We start from the raw sequence: 23,175 nt of genomic DNA on the forward strand, positions 1-23,175 counted from the left end.
ATCTAAACGGCTTGAGACCTGTATTCGACAGGGCTCAAGCCGTTTAGTCGTTTCTAGAGTAGACCATGGTTGTAGAACGATATGTAGGTCTCGATGGCCGACGTGAGTTCGCTATAGACCTGGAACTCACGCAAGTAGTACATCTCGACTTTCAAAGTGCCCCAAAAACTCTCGATCGGGGCGTTGTCGAGACAACGACCAACTCAGGACATGTTGCCGATTAGTCCTGCGTCTTTCACCATACGTTTGAACCCTCTCGAGGTATATTGGAGCCCTCGGTCACTATGGATCATCGGACGCGCTCCTGGACGGAGCCCCGCGATGGCTGGCATCATCGTCTGGAAGACGATCCCGTTGTTGTTGGACCTTCCGATACGATAGGCGACGATCGATCCGTCGTACAGGTCGATGATCGCGCTCAGATACGCCTTCTTCCCGGTACCATATTTGAACTCGGTGACGTCGGTGCACCATTTCTCGTCCGGCCGAGACGCACCGAATTCTCGGTTCATCAGGTTCTCGGCCACATGCTGTGGCATCGACTTCTTATGTCTCTTCCGCTTCCCGCGGATGATCGATTGGATCCCATGGATATGCATCAGGCGATAGACTTGCTTTTCATTGAACGTGGACAGACCTTGTTGCCTGCGTAGCCGATTGATTGTCATCGTGACCCGACGGTAGCCGTATGTACGGTTCGCCTGGTCATAGAGTAGACGAATGTCCTCCAGGAGCTTCTCGTTCTCTTCTTGACGCACCGATACGGTGCGGTTCAACCATTTGTAATAGGCCGCACGTGAGATGCCAGCTGGGAAACCTGGGTCTATCAAGGATTGGCGGTTCTAATAGTGGGTTGCCCGTGTGCCTTAGTCATTTCGACGCCGATTTCGATTGTTTCCGCCATCGGTAATGCTGCCAAAAAAGGGGTCTTGATTAAAGGCGGCGTATACCTGGAAGAAATGGGCGCGCTGAAAGCTATTGCATTTGACAAAACCGGTACTCTGACCAAAGGTGTACCTGTCGTCACAGACTTTAAAATCACGAACAAGCAGGTAAACGAGAGAGAACTGCTTTCTATCGTGACGGCATTGGAATATCGTTCTCAGCATCCGTTGGCCTCTGCCATCATGAAAAAAGCGGACGAGGAAAACATACCTTACACCTCTATCAGAGTTGAGGACTTCTCTTCCATCACAGGAAAAGGCATTAAAGGAACGATAGACGGCACCACCTACTTTATCGGAAGCCCGCTTCTCTTTAACGAGCTAGGTGTTGAAAGTATTGATAATAATCTGGACCAAACCGTAACGGCTCTGCAACAGCAAGGTAAGACTTCGATGATTATCGGAACGAAACAAAGCATATTGGCGGTTATCGCCGTAGCCGACGAAGTCCGGGAATCCAGCAAAGAAATCATCCGGAAACTACATGATATGGGTATTAAAAAGACAATTATGCTGACGGGTGACAACAAAGGGACAGGCAAAGCTATCGGCCAGCAAGTTGGCGTCAACGAAATCCAGGCAGAATTGATGCCAGAGGATAAATTAAATGTCATTAAACGCTTGCGAGCTGAGTACGACAATGTCGCGATGGTCGGGGACGGCGTAAATGACGCTCCGGCACTCGCTGCCTCTACTGTTGGAATTGCCATGGGTGGTGCTGGAACGGATACCGCTTTGGAAACAGCAGATGTCGCCCTGATGGGCGACGATTTGAGCAAACTACCGTTTACGATAAAATTGAGCCGAAAATCCCTAAATATTATCAAAGTGAACATCGCGTTCGCTATCAGTATCAAAGCGATTGCATTACTCTTGGTCATCCCGGGCTGGCTCACCCTATGGATAGCTATTATGTCCGATATGGGGGCAACTCTTCTGGTAGCACTGAACAGTTTAAGACTGATGAATGTCAAAGAATAAAAAAACAAAAATATTCATTTTTATATCCTCGAATTTGTACTGGGTATGATAAAAATAAATGATCTCTGTTTTTTAAGACGGCTTTAAGATGACTTCGGTATTGTTCCCGAGTCATCTTTTTAGGTTTCATTGTCAGCTTTTTTATCATCAGACAGTTTTAATCGAGGCCGAACCTTATTCATTGACCGGAATATTCTCCGAAGTATGGAAAGAAAATCCGGTCGACAGATCTACTAAACTATGACAATTAAATCTAAATATTTGAACGTTCGTTTTGGAATCATTCATTCATTCGAATACATCCTATTTTAAGAGACGAAATTTCGATAGTGTTCAAAAAAAAAACGAATGAGGGGGTTTCTAAATATACCCTCATTCGATATTCAGTTTCCTTGCACGTAGAAAAGTATTTATTGGTATCAGACGGTATGAAGTATAGAATTTTTACTCATATGTCGAACCTCAGTGTGGATTTGGTGCAAGGATGACTTATTTCTTTAGTTGTGTTTTTTTGATTCTAACTCTATTGTAGAATGTTTAATATCTAGTTTTGAAGTCACTTCTTTGACTTTTTGTTTAACAATAGTTGAATCCTTTAGATTCATCTCTTCTACTATTAAGTGTAAATTCATGGCGTTATCTTCGCCATCAATTGACCAGACATATAGGTTTTGAACAGAAATCACTTCTTCAATACCTTCAATCTTTTGCTTCACCTCATCGATGTCAATACCATCAGGGACAGCACCTAAAAGTATTTTCATTGTTTTAACTAAATTACGAAACACATTCACTAATATAAACAACGCAATAGCAATTGATAGGATGGGGTCAAGTATATGTATATCCTTGAAGAGTAAAACTATCCCTACTACAAGAACGGCAATCCAACCTAAAACATCTTCTAAAAGGTGCCAAGATAGTACTCCCTCATTTACTGATTTTCCTTTGTGTAGACGGAATGCCGCAAAACCATTTAAAAGCACACCAAAAATTGCAAACCAAATCATTCCTTGTGCATTAGAATGCTCCGGTTCAAACAGTAGAGGAATTGCTTGAGTAAAAATATATACAGATCCAATTATTAATATTGTCGCATTTATTAATGCTCCTAAAAGGGAAAAACGATTATATCCAAAAGTGAAGTTATGATCGGGTTTTTTGTTCGAAAATTTTTGTAAGAACCAGGACAGGCCCAATGCAAGAGCATCACCTAAATCGTGAATGGCGTCCGACATGATTGCAACACTATTAATCAAAAATCCCCCGATAAATTCACCAATCGAGAAAACAAGATTAATTATAAATGCTAGTTTGATATTTTTTGATGCCTTATCAGTACTCGCCATTGTTCGATCTCTCCTCACTTGGTAGTCCATCCTTAAAAAGGTTAGTTGTTAGAATAATACTGGTCTCTAGCGTTCTGCAATATAATAAATTTCTTTGCCTATTGATTGTAAACAACGCATACTTGAGAACTTAAGCGCAGTTCTTAATATTTTAATAAACAATCGAAGGACGTAATTTTTGAAAGCGAAATTAAATACATGTATCTAATTTGTTAGAACCATTTAGGCACTAATTTTATATATAAGACTTCTCCGAACAATTCGGTAACGGTCTGTAAAATGATCACTACAGCTACTTGTGTTGATAGGGGCTCTGGTAATATAGATGCTAATGGAAGAACTACAAGTGAATTCCTTGTTCCCATACTAAATGTAATTGCTCTTCTTGAAGCAATATCTAGTTTGAACAACTTACCAAGGGACTTTGACACCCATGGTATGATAAGTAGAAATAAAATATAAACTGGTATTACATCTATTAATGTCCCGAGGTCACTATACACTTCCCTAATTTGAGAGGCAACTACCACAAAAAGTACAAAAGACATAAATGGAACGGGAATCCATGGCGGCATTTTCATGATACGATTACCTAAAGAACTCTTTTTAGAACACAATTGTGTCATTATCGCTAATAGAAGCGGTATAAAAATCAAAAATAGAAATGCATCTAGAAATGGACCCATCCTAACGATACTAATAGCCTTTTCTCCTAATAATACGAATAAATATATGGGTAAGAGTATCGTCTGTAAAATTAAAAGAATCGGTGTTACTTTTAACAATATTGATTCGTTTCCCTTTCCCATCTTTGTAAAAACAATCACATAGTCGATGCACGGTGTTAACAACACCAAATACACCCCCAGCATTAGTGATGAATCTTGAAGAAATATGATAACCAAAACCTAAACTATTAAAGGAACGGCAACAAAATTTCCTAATAAAAGAGCTACCACAAACCTCATGTTTGTAGCAGATCCATTCGATTTCAGAAACGGAATTTGAACGAACATCCCATACATCAAAACTCCTAAAAGGGGAGAAATAAAAATATCGAGATATACAGCTTCTGTATTCAATAGACCAAAGATTACTGCCAACATCAAAAAAATGATGTATATACTGACTTGGTGGGCTTCCACCTTCTCTAGCACTTGAATTCCGAATTTGCTTTCCTTCTCTATCAAAATCACCCTCAAAATTTTCAGGAAATTTCAGAATGAAATAGATAACTCCACGATTTTAATTGCCAGGGCAAGAGGTTTTATATTTTTTCTTCTAGTATTTTTATTTATCCAACAGTAAAAATACCGACTGAAAGTAAATATAATTAAGGCTCATTATTTACACTTCCGAATATAGTTAGTATCTTGAATATATATCAGTCAAAAAATAAAGTGATAACCATTAAAAAAATAATTATTTTAGCCTAAAGCCACATCTAAAATCATCATGATTGTAAAGCCAAACATTAAACAAACAGAAGCCAAGTCCTTGTTTCCATTTTCTTGAGATCCTGGGACTACCTCCTCCACTACAACAAAAATCATTGCTCCTGCAGCAAAGCTTAGCGCAAACGGAAGTAAAGGCTCCATTATGAGTACTGCTACTACTCCTACCAACGCCGCGAACGGTTCAACCATACCAGATAACTGGCCATAGAAAAAACTTTTACGACGAGATAATCCATCTCGTCTCAATGGCATTGACACAGCAGCACCCTCAGGGAAATTTTGTATGCCGATTCCGATTGCCAGCGCGATAGCTCCCGTGATTGATGATGAAGGGAATCCTGCTGCAACTGCTCCAAATGCAACGCCTATGGCAAGTCCCTCTGGAATATTATGCAATGTTATTGCTAACACCAGTAACGTGCTCCGCTTTCTCTTCTTAGGGTTTATACCCTCAGCCTCATCCATCGGTGAAGTGGGATGCAGATGTGGAATCACTTTATCAACACCTGATAAAAAGAATCCTCCAAGTAAGAAACCGATTGCAGCTGGTAACCACGCCGGAAGAGAATCTTGTTCCGCCATCTCAATTGCAGGTGAGAGTAATGACCAAAAACTAGCGGCAATCATTACTCCTCCAGCAAAACCGAGCATCCCATCCATTAGCTTTTGATTCATTGATTTTGTCATAAACACTAACGCGGCACCAAGCGCCGTCATCCCCCAAGTGAATAAAGTACCCAGCAATGCTTGAGTAAGGGGTTCTAACGAAGAAATATATTCAATCATCTATCAAAACTCCGTTGCCAAAAATCGAGTTTCTATACATGCTCAAAATTAAGTAACTATTATCCAAAATCAGCATTGCTGTCTCCTCCTCTTGATTGTCAATCCTACTCAACAGGTGATTTTTTTAATGTTGATGTACTACTTCCCCTACCTTCAGTTTGCAAAGCAATTCATCGCTGTGAGGATGAGAAAGAGTTTCGAATTGAATCGTAGAGTGTTGAACGTTCAGATGTGCTAAATCGTGTTCAATTTCTTGAAGTAGATTCTCACTGTCATAGATTTGTAAATTACCATCAACGACAACATGACATGAGAGTGCATTCATTCCACTTGTGATACTCCAAAGATGAAAGTCGTGTATACTCCGTACCCCCTCCTTGTTGTGAATGACTTGAAGAACCTTTTCGACATCAACGTTTTGTGGTGCACCTTCCATTAATACGTTCAATCCGGATTTCGTCACGAAATAACCACTTCGTAAAACAAGTCCCGCTACAATGATTCCTGCGAGCGGATCTGCCCAGTTCCATCCAAATGCCATGATAAGAAGCGCTGCCAGTATTGCACCGACTGAACCCAACGTATCGCTTACAACATGTAGATAAGCACCTCGCATATTCAAATTATGTTCTACGTCTGCACCTCTTAACATAATCCATCCAACAAGAAGGTTTATAGCAAGGCCAATACTGCTAACAATTAACATTCCTACGGATGCGACCTCAGGTGGTTGAATAAATCGATTGATGGCCTCATAAAAGATATATATGGAAATCAGTATGAGTGTGACCCCGTTTAAAACAGCTGCTAGAATCTCGAAGCGTCTATATCCGAACGTTTTACGATTGTTCGCTATTTGTTCACCTAATTTAAAGGCAAGTAATGCAATAGCGAGCGAAGCCGCATCACTAAGCATGTGACCTGCGTCCGCTAAAAGTGCTAAGCTATTTGTAAGGTACCCTCCAATCGCCTCTACAACCATGTATGCCGAAATAATAAAGAATGAAATGATCAAAATCTTTTTGTTAGAGGTATGAGAATGATCATGTGCATGATTATGTGCCATAAGATTAACTCTCCTTACTATATTTAGTGGTGTTTCGCATGCTCAATCGCCTGTCTTAGTAAGTTCATGACATGGTGATCATCTTCTGAATAAAATAGAGTAGTTCCTTCTCTTCTAAACTTGACAAGTCGAAGATTTTTTAAAAAACGTAGCTGATGAGACACGTTTGATTGACTTAAGTTAAGAAGATCAGCTATTCCGTTGACCGAATGTTCCTTTGTGCATAGCAGGGTTAATATTTTAATTCTTGTCGGGTCACTAAGTGCCTTGAACGTCTGAGATACAATAAATAGAGTCTCATCGTCAATCTGCGCCCCTATTTCTATTTCATTTTCTGTAGTATCTTCAATCGGTTCATCCATAAGTCAGTACCTCCGCTCATGATAACTATACATGTTCATATGTTCATATATAACTTATTAGACTTTTGCTGTGCCGTCAACACTTAATTTAAAAAACATTTATTCTATCAGCTCTACATACTTGAAGATTTGAGATACTTTCTCTGGTTTTGCGATTATTTCTTATTTTTAGCCATACAAAAACTACCTATTAGAGAGCTAGTTAGATCTCATACTCGATAGGTAGTCACGCTTTTTCAAAAAATCAATATAGTACACTAACGTTTTAAGAAAACGTCAATTGAATTATTTACTGGGTATTGTCTAATCTATTTTCCAACTTCAAAAAGCTTTTCATGTTTTTCTAAATCAAAGCTGTTTTTTAGTAAGCATACCAATTTGATACAATTAGTTCTTCATTTTTCAAATCCAAATCAAAAACTACTGTTTGGTACTGATTCGTCCAAGAATGACTGTAATCAGAAAAAAGGCGGTCAACGCTAAAAACGGAATTGTGATAAAACCCATCCAGTCAATGTACTGTGCATTACAGGAAACTCCTTGTTCACATGGTCTGACTTCCGAAAAGCCGGGCACCTTTTGTACAAGATAGTGGTAAAAAGAGATACAGAATCCGATTATTGATAAAGGGAGAACATAAAATTTGATTGAGCTATCTTCTCTGAAAACTGCAATTGCAAGAATCAAAGCTATTGGGTACATAAAGATACGTTGAAGCCAACAGAGTTCACAAGGTATAAAACCACGAATTTCGCTAAAATATAGACTTCCAAGTACTGCAGTAATTGAAACAACCCAGGCGAGGTACAGTCCATATCGGTTTATTACTGAAGCGCTCATTGGGTTAGCTCCTTTTCAATTTGTTTTTTTATAGAGGTATAGTCGAATGGATTTTCAAGGATGACCCCATTAACTGCAATCGTCGGGGTCAGTGTAACATTGTATTTTTCTACGAGCGCCGCATCCATTTTAACTGATTCTAATCTAGAAGAACGACTTGATAGGTCTTCTCTAAATTTATTTAAATCTAGAGAAGGGACAGTCTTCGTCGCAATCTCTTCCATTTTCTCCACCGTAACCCATGGATTATCGTGTATTTGCACGTCAGGTTGAGCTTCATAAATAGCTTTGTGAAATTGCCAAAATGATTCTGGGTGATTTTTGTAAACAGATTCTGATGCAAGGGCAGCTAAAGTGGACTCATCTCCGTGAAACAAAACATTAATGTAACTAAAGGAAGCTTTCCCACTTTCAATGTAATCTTTTACAAGTTGAGGATAGATTGTTTCACCCCACTCTTTACACGAAGGGCATTTATAGTCTCCGAATTCTACAATTGATATCGGCGCTTCCTTTTTACCTATTGTAGGTTGATTATTAACTGATATCTTTTCATCTTGAACAATTTTAGTCTTTGATTTTTCGGAACTTTGATCATTTAAAAATAAAAAAGCTAAGACTGCAATTACTAATACGGATGTAAAAATAGTCAATAGTTGATTAGTTTTCAAAACAATTCACCTCTTTTATAAATTCGTTATTTCTTTTATCAGAATTATAGCTAAAAATACTAGAGTATCCTTAGTTTTTCAACATTGAATCCATGGACTTCTAAAAACGAAATCTATGAGTCAAACAAGTTACATTCTAACACATTCATGCAACTAAACTTTTATGCAGATGAAAGGAGGGCCAATTTATTTCTTAAAATACGTCTATTCCCCTTAATAATAGTGCATTTTAAAACAGGGCAAGAAAACTTTTAACTGTAGATAGACGAAAGCCAATAATCGTTGCATAGAATGACTAATATTTAAAGGATAAGTACCATACAGATAGTAAAAAACCATTCATGGGTCTTTACAACCAAAAAAACTACATATGAGGAGTCTATTATGAAGTCTAAACATAAATTTCGAATAAGCTTAGTAATTTCCTTGGCTTTATTAACTTCTTTTTTCTATCCCTTTAAGCTTTTAACTAGTGTTAACGTCCTAAACGTCGTACATGCAGAGGAATCTCTATTCATAACAACTGAAAATTTGAATTTGCGTTCCTCGTTCTCTTCAAAAAGCAAAGTCCTTTTGACGATTCCAAAAGGAAAAACCATTAAGAAGATAGGTGTATATGGAGAAGATAAATCCTGGTTTAAAGTTTCATTTAATTCAAAAATCGGTTATGTCTCAACGAAGTACGTGACGCCAAAACCTATACCTAAAAATTCAGTCAGTTCAATAAACACAATATATAAAACTAAAACTTCACTAAATCTGCGTAAGGGCCCATCTGTCAAATCACCCGTTTTAATGACTATCCCAAAGTCCAGCCCACTAATGTACCATGCTGCCTCAGGCCCTTGGTATAAAGTATCATACAATGGGACTCAAGGCTATGTGGCAAGTCAGTATGTAACCATATCGCCCTCGGCTATGAAGTCACGAAGTAAGCAAACGACCGAGATTCGCTCAAGCATGTCTTTAGTGAACTCAAAGGTCCTTATTACGATTCCAGCATCTACTGAAGTGACTGTACTAGGAAAATCGGGCACAACGGGTTCTTGGTTAAAAGTTATGTATAACGGTATTACAGGATTCACACCTGCTCGACATTATATAGTGCAAGTGGCACCGGGGGATTCTTTATCCACTTATCCAACATATATTACTATCGAAAATCTTAATTTACGTAACCAAGCGAGTCGTTACGGATCTATTTTGACAACAATTCCCTCAGGCACTTCGATTTCTGTCATATCGAAAAGCGCCAGTTGGTACAAGGTGCGATATAACAATCAAGTCGGTTACGTATCATCTGGTTTTGTGCAACCATTTACCGGAAAAACTCCTATAAAATCACCGGTGATTCCAGCTAACAAACACGTGATTTTAATTGACGCTGGACACGGTGGGGGAGATGCTGGTGCAGTGACTTCAAACGGTACAGTTCAAGAAAAAGTACTCACCCTAAACATTGCTAATCGTGTGGCCGACGAACTAAAGAAAAACTATGAGCTTTATGAAGTGAAACTAACGCGCTCAAATGATAGATACTTGTCACTTGTTGAGCGGACCAATCTATCAGAAAGGCTTGATGCTGACGCTTTCATAAGCGTCCACATTAATTCTTCACCTTCTTTCGCTACAGGTCATGAAGCACTCGTCCCTACTTCTAGCGCGTACACCACAAATCCATATGCGAACGCTAGCCGCAGATTAGGTGAAGTAATTAATCAAGAAATCGCCATGAACGTTCCAGATTTTAAAAATCGAGGCGTTAAGCGACAAGATGTCTATGTGGTAGGAAGAAACACGGTACCTTCTACTCTCATCGAATATGGCTTTATTGCTAACTCAGTAGATCGCTCCTATATGTCGGGAAGTAACATGATCAAAGCAACCGCCAAAGGAATTGATAAATTTATGAAGAGTTACTACTAAATAAACACCAAACAAATACTAACAAACGATTTGACCACTGAATTTGAGACAAAATGTCCTAAATTCAGTGGTCATCATTCATTTCCTCATCAAAATGGCATTATAAGTATTTCTCTTGATATACTCGAATGACAATAAACTCAAAAGAACAACTGACATAGAAATGAAAAGAAATAGAAATATAGATGGTGAAGTAATATTGATACAATGATTCCGGTTCGAGTTTTAATCATGATACGAATACTTTTATCCAGCAACGCATTTTTTATAATAGAGATAAGTTACGGAGGCAACAACATTGTTTACCATGAAAAAAATTATAGCTTCAACTTTACTTGGTGTTATGTTAGTTCAAAGCGCATCCCCTTCTTACGCTTTAAACTTGACTGAAAAACAAAAAAATATCCAGCAGAAGCAAGCGCAAAATTCTACAGAGCAACGTAAAGCTAATACGTCAATTCAGCAGCGTGAACAAGATATCACACTCGAAGAACAGAAACTGAATGACTTGGAATCCGAGTTACAGGATATTATCAATGAGGTCACCCAGAAGAAGGCTGAAATTCGGACAACCCAAAAGAAAATTGCTCAGATTCAAACTCAAATTAAAGAATTCCAGAAAAAAATGAGCTCTCAAAAGACATTGATGGAAGAACGCATGGTCACGATGCAAAAAAACGGTGGTTCTTCTATAAACTGGGCTGAATTTATTTTTGGTTCAAAAGACTTTGGTGATCTGGTTTCACGCATGATCACCGCAGGGACGATTCAAGAAAATGATCAAGAACTTTTCAAAGAATATCAATCAACAAAAAATAAGCTTCAAATTGCTAAAGCTGAATTGGACACTGAAAAAGATAAGCTTATTAGTCAAAAAGAAGAGCTAGAGAATAGTCAGAAAAAATTGAACGGCAAAATTAAAGTGCGGGCTGCTCAAATAAAAAAATTAGAGGCCGAAAAAATCCAGTTCACATCTAAATTGGTAAGCTTGCAACAAATGGAATCGACGCTTCAAGAACAAGAAAAATCAATTCAAGCAGAGATTGAAGCCCAAAGGCTTGAAGAACAAGCTAAAATTCGTACCAAAGAGGCTGCGCGTAAAGCTGCAGAAGCAAAAAGTGCCGAAAAAAATGAAATCAGCGAGAATAAAGCCTCTCTCGAAAAATCACCAAACTCTGAGAAAGTGGTAAACACTTCAAAGACTACGGATTCACTCGCTTCTCCAACAAGTGGCGGAGTTTTTCAACGTCCAACCTCAGGTATCGTAACCCAAGGATGGGGTCCAGCAGGCGGGGCCAATGGCTACAGCTTCCATAATGCACTAGATACAGCTGGACCAGTAGGAACTCCTATTATGGCTGCTCAAACAGGAACTGTAACTCGAGCAGGCTGGGGTGGACCTTATGGAAATCATGTCATCATTACGCATGTCATAGGCGGTCAAGTTTGGACTACCCTTTATGCTCACATGAGCTCATTGTCCGTTTCCGCCGGACAACGTGTGACCCGAGGACAGAACATCGGTGCGATGGGGAGTACCGGAAATTCGACCGGTTCTCATTTACACTTTGAAGTCCATCGAGGAAACTATTCGTACTCAGCTACAAGTGCAGGGAATACAGTCAACCCATCCCAATTTTTCTGAATTTCAGAGGCGAAATTGTTTAACACTATATAATTACTTCAGTAAATCACTTAATATTTAGACCACAGAATATTAGATGCCCCGTAAAAGTTGGACCTGATAATCTAATTTTTATGGGGCGATTTTTATGTCCGAAAGCTTTTAAAGTCTCGGTGACCAAACGCTAACTGACTCGCAAGAAAAACTTCAGAAAGTTAGGATGAGCTTTCGTTCGTGCCCCCACCCCCCTACGAGTGCCTGGGGAATACAATCTCAGGTGCGACATACACATTCACTATGTAGATATTAAAAACGATATGGATGGGTAGACAATCTTTAATCGATTCAATCTTGAAGTACAGACTCTTCTCTCCTTTGATGACCTTCAACTGGCAATATACGTCGAGACGAACCTTAGGTTACTAAGGCCGTGTCTAACGGTCGATGATAAATTTACGGATATGAAGGTCCAAATTCAAACCTAGGTTGTCGAAGTCACCAGATGATCTATTTCATGATCCAACTTTTTGGATTAAGTTCAATTAATATCTTTTGAACTTAATATATAAAATTGAACTTAATATATAAAATGTACATTTCTTTATTTTTTATATAGAAAAGTAAACCAATCGAGCATACGACGCTCTATAAAGTCTTGAACCTTAAAAGTGACATGGGGTCTATGCTCGATAGCTAATAAGATTGCATGATCAGGTCACTTTTAATGTAATAATCAATACATCACATTTTCGTGTATGTTAATATTAAATCGTTTAAAGGAGAGAAAAAAGATGGCAAGGTTTTTTTCACTGTTGATTGTTTTGTTAGTATTATCTGGTTGTGGAAGTACAGTAAGCAATAATGGACCTGAAGTGATTCCAGAATTAATTGATGTACAATTTAAAACAGATCCTGAAATAGTAAAAGCAAACGAAGTTATTGAACTTATAGCAACTGTTTCTCAAGGAAACGAGAAAGTAGACGATGCGGATAAAGTTGAATTCGAGATATGGAAAGAAGGCCAAGAGGAAAGCCAACACGAAAAAATTGAAGCCAATTATCAACAAGACGGACTGTATGTAATTTCTTATATTTTTGAAGAGCCCGGTAAATACTTTATATATTCACATACGACAGCAAGAAGCTATCATTCTATGCCCAAAAACGAAATATTAGTAAAATAATAAATTTTAATTATTACAATTAATAATATAGACGAGCTAATCCATGATGAAAAAACTCGTTTTTATTGAATCGCGCGACAACATCAACCTTGTGATATATGCTCGAAAAATACCAATTTTATGATATATCCTTTCCGCTCCAATGTCTGATACGTCCACTCCGTCGCTCCACCTTGGAAACTACCATCAGTTGTATGCTTATATGTAGGAATATAAACGCGAGTCAAATAGAGTCACATTGCTCAAACGCATCCTCAAAAACTCGAAGGATGCGTTTTTTGTCCTGCTGAGTATTGCGGATACAGAGAGCCACTAGTGCGGACGACTGAGCGAGTCAATATGAAGAAAAAGGCCATCGACTCATCGATGGCCAAGATCTTAGCTTATCCCTAGCCAGTGGTGTTCCCTCATTGAGGTTTCGCCATCGACCAGGATTTTATAGGAGTCGTGTACGATCCTGTCGAGAATTGCGTCCGCGATTTGGGCCTGTCCTAGATTCGAATGCCACTCCGCGTGGCGTTAGACGCGCCCACGCTCTTGCTTTTGACGTTGCCCTTACGCTCCGTGCCTCCCGTTAGAAAGGGCCAGGAACATAGAGATGCGGCGGTGAGCCAGCAGCTCTTGTTATCGGGCCGTCAGGGGGGCAGCGGTGCGATGAGCGACTTCGCCTCCTGGCGTTAGACGCTCACGCATGAGCCCGGATCACCATTCCTTCTCCCATGCCCCGTCTTCAGACACGCCCCAATCTTTGAACCGATACTTGATGAGCCAATGGACATGCATCACTTCATATTCGAATACACCCTTGGATAGCTCTGAGACGACGAAGCTGACTTCTCCATCCGCCACCACCCATGTCCCGTATAGATACACTTTCTTGATCGGACGCTCTTCTGCATCCAGATAGATCAGCACCCGGAAGTAAGGCGAGTTCCGTCCGTCATCGAACCGGACGACCTTCTCGACGCAATGTTCCCTGTCGACGACACGCATCCATTCGGGATGTTCCATCAGTTCCGAGAACACCGTCCGGACGAACGGATCCAATCCAGCGAACGCATAGTCATCAAGCAGCCCCTCATCCATCACGTCTCCCCCCTTCCGCTTCGCTATAGAACGATTCCCCGTCCAGAGCCAGTTCAGTCCTTGTTCATGAAACTACAGAAATGACGACTTTAAAAAATGTATACATGTATACGCGTATACAAATCTACATGTATACATGTATACAAATATTTTTGTTCTTATGTACGACGATTCCGTCGAATCATATTGGTATTGAAAAAGACGGTGAGGTGGGTCAAGCGTTCTCCTTCCTTCACATCACAAAGAAGATCCATGCTTACTAACTCAAATACCCCAGGATCGATGTCCATCCGTTCAGGAAGTCTTCTAAGCAATACCTCTTTCGTCTCTTCAATCGTTTGCTGGTCCAATGTGTGACTCATTTGAATCATCCTCTCCTGTTGATAGCTCAACAATACCTTGAATCTGACCTCTCAACATCTCGGCTTGTTTCATATAAGCCCTGGGCTTGTTTAAAACAAGCCCAGGGCTTACGTAGGAAAAACGGTCATTTTCACCAAACACGCACTCATTTTTCATTAATCCAAACATCGCAAATACACATTCATGAATAGACGGAACAACGTGATTTCTTTATGCCTTTGACTTCTCACCAAAACCATTTGTTTTCGCCACGCGACAACATTCCTTTTCCCGGATCCGAATTCTGGATTCAGGCGAGAGCATTTCCCTGGAGATGGACTTTTAAATCTAAAAGCACAATAACAAATTTATAGTAATCCCTTTATCTATTTAGTCCGAAATATGTGTACGAACCCATAAAAAAGAAAAAAAGACTTGGAGCGAACGAATCGCTACAGGTCTCCTTTTTTCTCTTAATCTAACGGGTTACACGCCAATCCCGAACCTTTTTACCAACTTTGCTTTTTCCACACCGCTTTTGGGCTATTTTGTTTATACGTAGTCACAACGACTTTCCCTGCTTTATCTAATACCAGTGTTGTTTTGGTCGGCGAGTGGTACAAAATCTTCGCGCCTGTGTTTTTATCTACGTACTTCGTTCCATATGCCATTGCACTGGCAAATTGTCGTTCAGTAATCCCCCGTTGTCCTGCTCGTTCTGCAGCATGTTTAGAAATCTTTTTAACCGCTTGCTTTCCTACCCACTGTCCAACTAAGCGAACTACAACTGCAATGATGATAGGCGCGAGCGGAAGCGCCATTACTTGGAAACCCGGATCTTTACTATGTTCAGATTCAATCAAACCTAATTCTGCATTATCATAGTAGATTCGAGCATCAAATTCTTCAAGTCCCTCGTGGTAATCAACAACATATTGTTCGAAATCGAGCTCGCTTTCGTCTTGCATGGCATAGCTAACGTTAGGACCGATTACACCGAACAAAAATACAGTTAAAATAACTCCAGTAATCCACTTGTACATACGCTTACTCCCCCCTTATTCATATGTCTCATACATTTTTGAAGCAATAAATTCAATTTCATATGTTTCACCAAGCTCTTGTTTCAAGCGTTTAGTAAGGAATTCACCTTCACTATTATGTTGTTTCTCCTTGACCTTTCCGTCTGTAGTGAGTGTATCGGTTTCCCAGTCCACCCATTCCCCAAATCGACTAACCCAGTCATGAATATCTTGCTTCAACGAGTCAGAAATCGGAAAGACGTCCAATTCCACATTGTAGTGGCAAACTGCACACCAGATCGGGTCCGCCCCAATATCCGCTTCTACCTTAATACGTTTTAAATCTTCACAATTACAAATGTTTTTCACCGATCGATTACCTCCTTAACTCTAAGTACAACCTTTCATTTTACGATTAATAAAATGTACATTATTTCCTGAAAATCCTTTTCTTGTTGGCGTCGATTTTACTTTCTCATACTCTACTCACCTCTACAACACCGATTTTTAATTTCAATAAAAATGAATAATTGGTCGTATCATAAATTCAAAAATACTCATAATAATCATATTTTTGGACGTTTATCGGGATATCTTCAAATCTAACTTTTTACTTCGTCAATTAGTGTATACCTATATGTAATCTAACGATCACACTTTTTCAGTCATGTATTTAAAATAAAACGGTAAGCGCCAAGTCTGTCTATCATCAAAAAGACGAACCTGACATGTACTACGTCAGACTTATAAAACGACATGAATCGCTACAAACTACGACCATGCTGATGCAACTGATTCCCCAGGATCATATCCACCGAAAATGCGATCACAACTACAATAAACACTACTGCGAAGAAAGAGACCATTAGTCTGCATCACATAAATTCCTCTAACGGTTGCACCCGTAAACTGGCCACTTGTTGATCAGATAGGCAGATCTACGTAACATTTTTCAGTTTTATGCCAGACAGAGCGCCGCTTCAGATCAAACGAAATGCATGTCGTGTCAATTTAACTAGAGGGCATGATGGTCTCATTATCTACATTCCTAAAAAAGCAGAACTTAAGGAAACCTGGCATACATTTAAGGATATCTTACGCATTCCAGAACTATAAAAAAGAATGTCGCTACATCACATGCAAGGTTCTTTTTTATATACACCATACTAGAATTTAAGTGTAAACATTTCGACGTCGAAATGTTTACACTTAAGGTAACATGGTTAATATAGACGATGTTAAACTTTGTTCAAAATCTTCACACTGAACAAACACAATTATTCCTCCGATCCATCAATACCAATAAATACAATGGAGTTATCTACTTTTATCAGTGTCGTACATTATGAATTTAAGCGCTTTTGGAATTGAACATTATAATTTATAAGCCATTTTGATGACCTCCTACAAGTTGTAAACGTCCTATTTGTACATCTTAAATTTCTATATACAGGTTCCATGTCAATTCAAATACGAAATTGAACCAAAACCATATGATATACTAAAAAAAAATACCGTGGAGTGAATAGGATATGACCTCAAACGAAACAAAAGTAAAGTCATTTCGTGTCTCTGAAGAAGTGACAGAACATATTCAACGTTTAATGCAAGAACGACACCTAACGACGAATCAATTGTTTGAAGAATTCATTCAATTAGCTGATAAACAATCACCAGACCCATTAATCGACGAAGAAAATGGTGTACTTGAAACTACACTTAATCAGATTACTTCACTCTTTCAAGAACGAGCGCTTCGCTTAGAGAAGCAACAAAAAGAAACTCAACGTATGACAATTCAATATACCGAAACGATACGAGAACTCGAAGACAGTGTTGTGAAGGAAAGTGAAGAGCTAAATCTAGAGTATGAAGCTAAAGTCATGCATCACCAGGAAGAGCTAGAGCAACTTCAACAGCAATTGGACCAACTACACACAGATAAACAAGACTTACTAAATGCACTAGAGACGGAGAAACAATTAGCGAAAGAGGAGCTAAAGGTTCATAAAAAGATGATTTTTGATTTGGAAGGAACCATTCGAAAATTAGAAGAGAGCCAAAAACAATTAAATCGCCAAAACCAAAGTTTAATGGATGCTGTAGATGAATTGAAAAGCAAAACGCGTCGGAATGATCAACTCGAAGAAGAGAATCAAAAACTTCACTTAGAAGTGCAACTTCTTCGACGCGAGAAAGAAGCTTTTGAACATCGACTACAAGAACAGGTAGAGCTTGCTGTTCTTCGGGAGCGAAATCTTCAACAGAATAATTCTTAATTAAAAGGGCCGAAGAGAAGTCACATATTGACTATTTCTTCGGCCCTTTTAATATATAGACTGCGCTCTTTTAAAATAGATAGTTGCTTTTCTTAGGTTTTTGGGACTTCTAACTGGTTAGGCTTCATAGAAGCCGCGTCTTCCCCCCATTTATATAAAAAATGACCCACCGTGGTCCGCATTTTAAAGAGGCGTGGTGGGTTCTATTACATCAAACATAGCAAAACACGTCAAAATTGTATAGCTAGTAGAGGGAACTTACTACAATTGTTTTTAGAAAAATCACTCATGCTTTGATCTCTCAATATCAATTTTCACACGAGAAATATACATATTTCTCGATACCCATCAAAAATGAACGAAAAGACTCTTTACTTTTCCGGATCCGATTTCTAAACCTAGGAAAGAGTAACGTGTATCATTGATCCTGTAAAACAAAAACATGTGTTTTCTTCTTTTAGTAACACATAAAAAAGCACCCAATCTACGTCACAAGTTGACGCAGATTGGGTGCTTTTTGTCCTGATGATACAACATCGTATTCAGATCTTATCAATGTGTTGATCAAATACAGTTAAATCATGAGGACGAATCGTCTTGAAAAACTTTCGAATCTGGCCCCTCTTCACGACTTCATATCGCTTCAAATGTATACAAAAGTCTAGGAGGGTATGCTGACGTATGAGTGTTTCCTCTTCCTCTTGGTTTACGATGTACAATTCAGCATCTGTGATGACCTCTCGAATATCCGCGTCATCGCTACATATCAACCCAGCGCTCATCAATCTCGCGGCAGCAAGACTATGCATTTCGCCCAAGTCACTCGTATGTTTGAGTGGCCGACCTTCTCTTTTTTTCTTTTCATCCAGTTGTTGGAATGCCAGGCGAACTTCCGTCAGATAAACGAGATAAAGGTCATATAGTTCATCCGTCGCGATCGATGCTTCCGATTCAGGATCGAATAGCACCCACTTCCCATCATGGATGAACGTGTCGACCCTTTCTCTTACCGAAGATGTCTTCAGTTCATTCAATACCTCTACATGGATAAGGACTTGTTTATAGAGACTATTGATCCAATCGAAAACATCGGCTTGTCGAAAACTTGCCGCATGAATGATGATGTTCGCATCGATGAACACCGGCTCCTTAATCATGGGCAGTGTCCTTTTGAAGACGACTGATTTCATCTTCCTGTAACGCTTGAGCCAACTCAGGTCGATAGACAGAGAGTTTATTGGCGGCGCTCAACCGTGTCATTCGATCTTCTTCTACTGCTTTGACGACTACTTGTTCATAGGCTGGAAATGATTCGAAGCGTTGAGCTTGATCCAGTGGACTCGGGGCAATCCCTAGTCTGCTTCGTTCCTCGCGCCAATCGGATTCCTGTTCACTTAAGTCAGTGAATCGATAATTGAGCTCTCGGAGTCGTCTTACAACCGATACGTATGGCACTTGGGCCATATCTGCCAAATAGATGATGGCAGACTTCGTATCATATCCATCCCTCAGCTTTTCCCAGACTTCTTTTGTCGTACTCTTCGGCAACATGATCGCAGCGGCGAATCGATCGGCTGCCCTTTCGTGATCGAATCCATCGACTTGCCACTCGCTTGCTTCAGACAAGTGCCATAGTTCATGAGCCGCGGTAAAGTAACGCATGCGCAGCGGTTGGTAGGAGTTCAATGCGATGAATTCTTCTCCTGACATATGCTTGATCGCGACGCCGTAATATGAGTCGTCCTCGACATATTGAAAGATGAGGTTCGCACGTTTGGCCAATACCTGCTCAATGTAAGCGCCAATAAAGACGTGACTGTCAATGACTTGCTCTAAAAAGTCGGCCGCGAACGCTTCTGCCGTATCTTCCGCAAATTTTGTAGTTGGCTTCATCATAAATCACCCTTGAGAACGACGTAATCCTCTATCGCAAATTTCAGACGCTCAAGCTCCATTTTGGACCGTCGATTTGAGAGTGTCCCGCGCAACTCGACCGTCATCCGCTCTTCTCTCATTGAAGCATCAGTTGTCAATTCGTTGACCGATACACCTAATGCCTTCGCGATCGCAACGATACGTTGTGGTTGGATGACACGGCTCTCATTCAACATATGACCGACCAATGCCTTGCTGACTCCGATTTCTTGGGCCAACCATTGTTGCGGCTTTTGATGATCCTGTAACCATGTTTTTATATTGTTCACGATGATTGTATTTGAGTTCATGATGACACCTTCCTTCTAATTTGATTATACCTCTCTTTGCATCAGTCTACAAATTAATAAAATAAAATTGTAGACAAATCCGATTCTATGCATCAGCAGGAGTCTAATATTTATTCGATATATAAAGACACCATTCTTTTTGATAAGTAATGGTGTCATGTATAAGAAACTTATTCGATTATTTTACCTGTAACTTATAATTCAACCGATTTTCCTATCAGGAAAAGTCTCTTGATCGATATATATGATAAAAATCAAACAAGCAAGATGAAGCGATATAATTACCAACGAATCTAATAATTCATCAATTTTATTTGTAGAGGCTACATACAAAGATATGATCCCACCTCCACCTATGAAAATGATTAATAACACTTTCCTCCAGTTTTTAATACGAGGCTTTTTAAATAGGGAGCGCAAGATGATTCCTATTAAACTAAACAAGAGAAGAGCAATCAACAGTATTGAAACGACCGCAAAGAAGTCGAGCATTTGTATATTACCTAACCAAACCATCATGCATAGACTCATGAAGCTCATAAGTAACATCCATAGTAAAAAGGCAAAAAATGCAGGACGAACAAAGCTGAGAGTCAGCCGATATAGGTCTTCTAGATCTCTTAGAAAACCTCCTGGAACAGTACTACCTTTTAGATTATGTAGGCGTCTGATTTCTATGTTTATAACAGACATTACGTCTTGATAGTTAATACTTTTCTCATTAATCCAATAGAATGACTTTGTGGCAATCTGACTGTCCCCGACTTGACTCATTTTATATAACGCGTCATTTAATTCTTCTCTATCCATAGTGTCCTTGTTAAGACTTCGATGTACAGAAAATAGAGCATCCAATTGATCATTGTATGCAGTCAAGTTTCGTTCTTCTTTCATATCGAAGTATTTTTTCAATGTTGAAAAAAGATAGAAAAATATAATCATCATTACAACGAAAGTAAATAACTCCAAATAAGGGAGTTTGTAATTTTTTCCTAACTCTTTAAGAAATATAGAAATTAAATTGTTTAACATTTAATCTTGGTAACCCTTTAGATACTGGTCCAAGGCCCGTTTAATGATTTCATCTTCAGAGACATGCTCTTTTTTAGCGGCTTGAGTCAACCCGACATATAAAGGATCCGTTAAATCAGCAAAGCGAATCTGGACACGCATTGGTTTCACAGAGTTAGTTTCGACTTCGAGCACGCGCTGTTCTTGACGCTCGATCAACATACGCTTCACTTCACGCAATTCTTCACGTGTCATTTCATAAACTGTTTTGTCCCCATTTGCTGTGTAATATTTCTTACTCTCAAGTAATGCGAGCTTTGGGTCTTCTGGCCATGATAAGAGTTCCGCTAACTTGGTCGCACTGAAATCTTGTTCGATCGTTTTTTCTAAAATATTCGGACCAAACGTATTCCAAAAAGAAACAAAGCGATTCACTTGGGAATGAGACATCCCAATCTTCGCTAAGAAGTCTTTCCAATTTCCCTCTTCTTGTTTAAATTCCTTTTTTGTTTCCGGATCACGGAACAACCTATTTGCATGCGCAAGAATACGGCATTTTTCGACAAAACTTGTCGCCTGAATCGCATCAATGTGATTATAGTATTGAACAATGCCTTCCATGTCTTCGGGCAGTTTTTTTGTGATAATACGAGAAAGTCCGGTTGCTGGTAAGGACTGATACGGGTTCGTAATAGTCGTCGTTGCAGAAAATTCTTTGACAGCTTCCACTTGATCCGTACGATCTTCACTAGATTGTGTTCCTTGTTTCACCGGTAAATTAGCACTGAATGTCGAAATTTTAGGCGTATGTTTTTTACGAGGGCGACTCATAGAGAAAGTACCTCCTGGGCAAGTTGTAAATAAGCATCCGTTGCAGGACTTTTATGATCAATCACGGGTCTAGATTCACGTTGTAGGGTTTGTACCTTAACGGCATACGGGATCGTTGTAAGGACAGGAATACCGACCTCTTTCCCGAGCTCTTCAAGTTCTTCTACCGTCGTCGTATCCCCTTTAGAACGTGCACTGACCATTGTCGGGATAAACGCTGCGATATGAATATCTTCTCGGAATCGTTTCATTTCTTCTAACTCTTCAGGAGCCGAGTATACCGCATCCATCGAAAACTTTTGCATCTGTACAGGCATGATAATTCGATCTTGTGCGACAAGAGCGCAGCGCGCATAAGGATTCAACGCTGACGTCGAACCAGGACAATCAATTAAACAAATATCAAATAGTTCATCTAGTTTAGCCAACTCTTCACTGAGTCGGTACTCATAACCAATTTGACTCGTTAAATCACTCGGTGAAGCAGACCGTCTTGTCGGAACTAAGTAAATCGTTCCAGTCTCATATTCACAAGTGACGATGACTTGTTCAATCGGTGTATAAAATGGATCGTTCTCTTCGAGTAGACAATCCAATAGCACTTTCCCTTCATAGTCGTTCGTCAGACCTAATCCATTCGTTGAAGACGCCTGATCATCGGCATCAATCACGAGTACACGTAAGCCATCCCGTGCGTAGGCATGAGCTAAATTGATGGTTGTCGTTGATTTTCCAACTCCACCTTTACGATTGTACAATGCGATTTTCTTCATGACTGTTCTCCTTGTTCATCTGTGGCTTCAATTATATTGTCTGATACAGTTCGTTCAATCATTTCAGCTAGTAACTCACTGACACTACGATTATGTGCATGGGCATACTGTTGAAATTGTTCCGAAAGATCACTTGGAATACGCGCGGACAAGATCGAAGATGACTTTTTCTCTTGCTGAAAAGGTTTCACTTTAAGGGGTGTATGAGTGTTCCCTTTTCGAAGATCACGGATCTGTTTGACCGTGAGTTCTTCGACCTGTCTTCTTTCACCATTAATATATAGGCCTTGCTCGACGACCTCATCGACATTATCGAGATACATGAGTTCAAAAATTTTGGATGCTGGTAGACTTGTTAGCGATGACTCTAGTGGATGCAGCGTCTCATAGGCTTTTATATATCGTGAGGCAAGTGA

At 39.6% G+C, this 23,175-nt stretch carries 21 protein-coding genes and 4 pseudogenes; 5 read left to right on the forward strand and 20 right to left on the reverse strand.

Going from position 1 to position 23,175, the window contains the following annotated elements; translation table 11 throughout:
• Positions 1-53: 53 nt before the first annotated feature.
• A pseudogene (locus KNP04_RS14210) lies at positions 54-809 on the reverse strand (IS3 family transposase); the annotation flags it as partial.
• On the opposite strand from KNP04_RS14210, the pseudogene KNP04_RS14215 reads away from it, so the two are divergent.
• Positions 801-1,925: pseudogene (locus KNP04_RS14215) on the forward strand (heavy metal translocating P-type ATPase); the annotation flags it as partial. The pseudogenes KNP04_RS14210 and KNP04_RS14215 sit on opposite strands and share 9 nt — an antisense overlap.
• Before the next feature lie 497 nt (positions 1,926-2,422).
• Here the strand turns inward: KNP04_RS14215 and KNP04_RS14220 are convergent.
• From KNP04_RS14220 to KNP04_RS14250, 7 genes and pseudogenes are all read right to left on the reverse strand, one after another.
• On the reverse strand, positions 2,423-3,274 hold the full coding sequence (locus KNP04_RS14220; protein WP_029336174.1) for a cation diffusion facilitator family transporter: 852 nt from the start codon (positions 3,272-3,274) through the stop codon (positions 2,423-2,425).
• Between the two features lie 212 nt (positions 3,275-3,486).
• Positions 3,487-4,380, reverse strand: a pseudogene (locus KNP04_RS14225) (arsenic resistance protein).
• 321 nt (positions 4,381-4,701) lie between these two features.
• Positions 4,702-5,517, reverse strand: a complete 816-nt coding sequence (locus tag KNP04_RS14230) for a ZIP family metal transporter (protein ID WP_029336175.1) — start codon at positions 5,515-5,517, stop codon at positions 4,702-4,704.
• A gap of 124 nt (positions 5,518-5,641) precedes the next feature.
• The gene (locus tag KNP04_RS14235; protein ID WP_029336176.1) at positions 5,642-6,583 is read right to left on the reverse strand and encodes a cation diffusion facilitator family transporter; all 942 of its coding nucleotides are present in this window, start codon (positions 6,581-6,583) and stop codon (positions 5,642-5,644) included.
• A gap of 23 nt (positions 6,584-6,606) precedes the next feature.
• The gene (locus KNP04_RS14240; RefSeq protein ID WP_029336177.1) at positions 6,607-6,945 is read right to left on the reverse strand and encodes an ArsR/SmtB family transcription factor; all 339 of its coding nucleotides are present in this window, start codon (positions 6,943-6,945) and stop codon (positions 6,607-6,609) included.
• 420 nt (positions 6,946-7,365) lie between these two features.
• Positions 7,366-7,785, reverse strand: a complete 420-nt coding sequence (locus KNP04_RS14245) for a disulfide oxidoreductase (RefSeq protein WP_214704244.1) — start codon at positions 7,783-7,785, stop codon at positions 7,366-7,368.
• Positions 7,782-8,456: a thioredoxin domain-containing protein gene (locus KNP04_RS14250; RefSeq protein ID WP_029595508.1), complete on the reverse strand. Its 675-nt coding sequence runs from the start codon at positions 8,454-8,456 to the stop codon at positions 7,782-7,784. The genes KNP04_RS14245 and KNP04_RS14250 overlap by 4 nt, the downstream gene beginning before the upstream one ends.
• Before the next feature lie 384 nt (positions 8,457-8,840).
• On the opposite strand from KNP04_RS14250, the gene KNP04_RS14255 reads away from it, so the two are divergent.
• From KNP04_RS14255 to KNP04_RS14265, 3 genes are all read left to right on the forward strand, one after another.
• Positions 8,841-10,382: an N-acetylmuramoyl-L-alanine amidase gene (locus tag KNP04_RS14255; protein ID WP_081828362.1), complete on the forward strand. Its 1,542-nt coding sequence runs from the start codon at positions 8,841-8,843 to the stop codon at positions 10,380-10,382.
• A gap of 307 nt (positions 10,383-10,689) precedes the next feature.
• Entirely contained in the window at positions 10,690-12,027 is a 1,338-nt protein-coding gene (locus KNP04_RS14260; protein WP_029336183.1) for a murein hydrolase activator EnvC family protein, read from the forward strand.
• A gap of 770 nt (positions 12,028-12,797) precedes the next feature.
• Complete coding sequence (locus KNP04_RS14265; RefSeq protein ID WP_029336184.1) at positions 12,798-13,190, forward strand: FixH family protein; 393 nt, start codon at positions 12,798-12,800, stop codon at positions 13,188-13,190.
• Between the two features lie 378 nt (positions 13,191-13,568).
• Here the strand turns inward: KNP04_RS14265 and KNP04_RS14270 are convergent.
• The 5 genes and pseudogenes from KNP04_RS14270 to KNP04_RS14290 all read right to left on the reverse strand — a co-directional run.
• Positions 13,569-13,697, reverse strand: a pseudogene (locus tag KNP04_RS14270) (ATP-binding protein); the annotation flags it as partial.
• Between the two features lie 195 nt (positions 13,698-13,892).
• Positions 13,893-14,276, reverse strand: coding sequence for a hypothetical protein (locus KNP04_RS14275; protein WP_214689658.1), 384 nt, complete (start codon positions 14,274-14,276; stop codon positions 13,893-13,895).
• A 158-nt stretch (positions 14,277-14,434) separates the two neighbouring features.
• Positions 14,435-14,638 (reverse strand): hypothetical protein, encoded by a 204-nt coding sequence (locus tag KNP04_RS14280; RefSeq protein WP_214704242.1) that lies wholly within the window; start codon positions 14,636-14,638, stop codon positions 14,435-14,437.
• A gap of 489 nt (positions 14,639-15,127) precedes the next feature.
• Positions 15,128-15,661 (reverse strand): DUF4258 domain-containing protein, encoded by a 534-nt coding sequence (locus tag KNP04_RS14285; protein ID WP_024127825.1) that lies wholly within the window; start codon positions 15,659-15,661, stop codon positions 15,128-15,130.
• A gap of 15 nt (positions 15,662-15,676) precedes the next feature.
• Entirely contained in the window at positions 15,677-16,009 is a 333-nt protein-coding gene (locus KNP04_RS14290; protein ID WP_214704239.1) for a hypothetical protein, read from the reverse strand.
• 1,163 nt (positions 16,010-17,172) lie between these two features.
• Between KNP04_RS14290 and KNP04_RS14295 the strand changes: the two genes are divergently transcribed.
• Positions 17,173-17,919, forward strand: coding sequence for a hypothetical protein (locus KNP04_RS14295; protein ID WP_214704238.1), 747 nt, complete (start codon positions 17,173-17,175; stop codon positions 17,917-17,919).
• Positions 17,920-18,461: 542 nt separating this feature from the next.
• On the opposite strand, the gene KNP04_RS14300 is transcribed toward KNP04_RS14295, so the two are convergent.
• From KNP04_RS14300 to KNP04_RS14330, 7 genes are all read right to left on the reverse strand, one after another.
• Entirely contained in the window at positions 18,462-19,076 is a 615-nt protein-coding gene (locus tag KNP04_RS14300; RefSeq protein WP_214704237.1) for a hypothetical protein, read from the reverse strand.
• A complete protein-coding gene (locus tag KNP04_RS14305) occupies positions 19,069-19,812 on the reverse strand; it encodes an ImmA/IrrE family metallo-endopeptidase (RefSeq protein ID WP_214704236.1) in 744 nt (247 codons plus the stop codon). The genes KNP04_RS14300 and KNP04_RS14305 overlap by 8 nt, the downstream gene beginning before the upstream one ends.
• Entirely contained in the window at positions 19,812-20,144 is a 333-nt protein-coding gene (locus KNP04_RS14310; RefSeq protein WP_214704234.1) for a helix-turn-helix domain-containing protein, read from the reverse strand. Before KNP04_RS14310 ends, KNP04_RS14305 begins: the two co-directional genes overlap by 1 nt.
• A gap of 201 nt (positions 20,145-20,345) precedes the next feature.
• Positions 20,346-21,038, reverse strand: a complete 693-nt coding sequence (locus tag KNP04_RS14315) for a hypothetical protein (protein ID WP_214876894.1) — start codon at positions 21,036-21,038, stop codon at positions 20,346-20,348.
• A 138-nt stretch (positions 21,039-21,176) separates the two neighbouring features.
• On the reverse strand, positions 21,177-21,986 hold the full coding sequence (locus KNP04_RS14320; RefSeq protein WP_214704230.1) for a hypothetical protein: 810 nt from the start codon (positions 21,984-21,986) through the stop codon (positions 21,177-21,179).
• Positions 21,983-22,759, reverse strand: a complete 777-nt coding sequence (locus tag KNP04_RS14325; RefSeq protein ID WP_024127810.1) for a ParA family protein — start codon at positions 22,757-22,759, stop codon at positions 21,983-21,985. Before KNP04_RS14325 ends, KNP04_RS14320 begins: the two co-directional genes overlap by 4 nt.
• On the reverse strand, positions 22,756-23,175 hold a 420-nt coding region (locus tag KNP04_RS14330; protein WP_214876966.1), incomplete at its 5' end, for a hypothetical protein. The genes KNP04_RS14325 and KNP04_RS14330, both read right to left, overlap by 4 nt.

The sequence above is a fragment of the Exiguobacterium sp. CH10 genome (assembly GCF_018617635.1).
In the GTDB taxonomy this organism is placed as follows: domain Bacteria; phylum Bacillota; class Bacilli; order Exiguobacteriales; family Exiguobacteriaceae; genus Exiguobacterium; species Exiguobacterium aestuarii_A.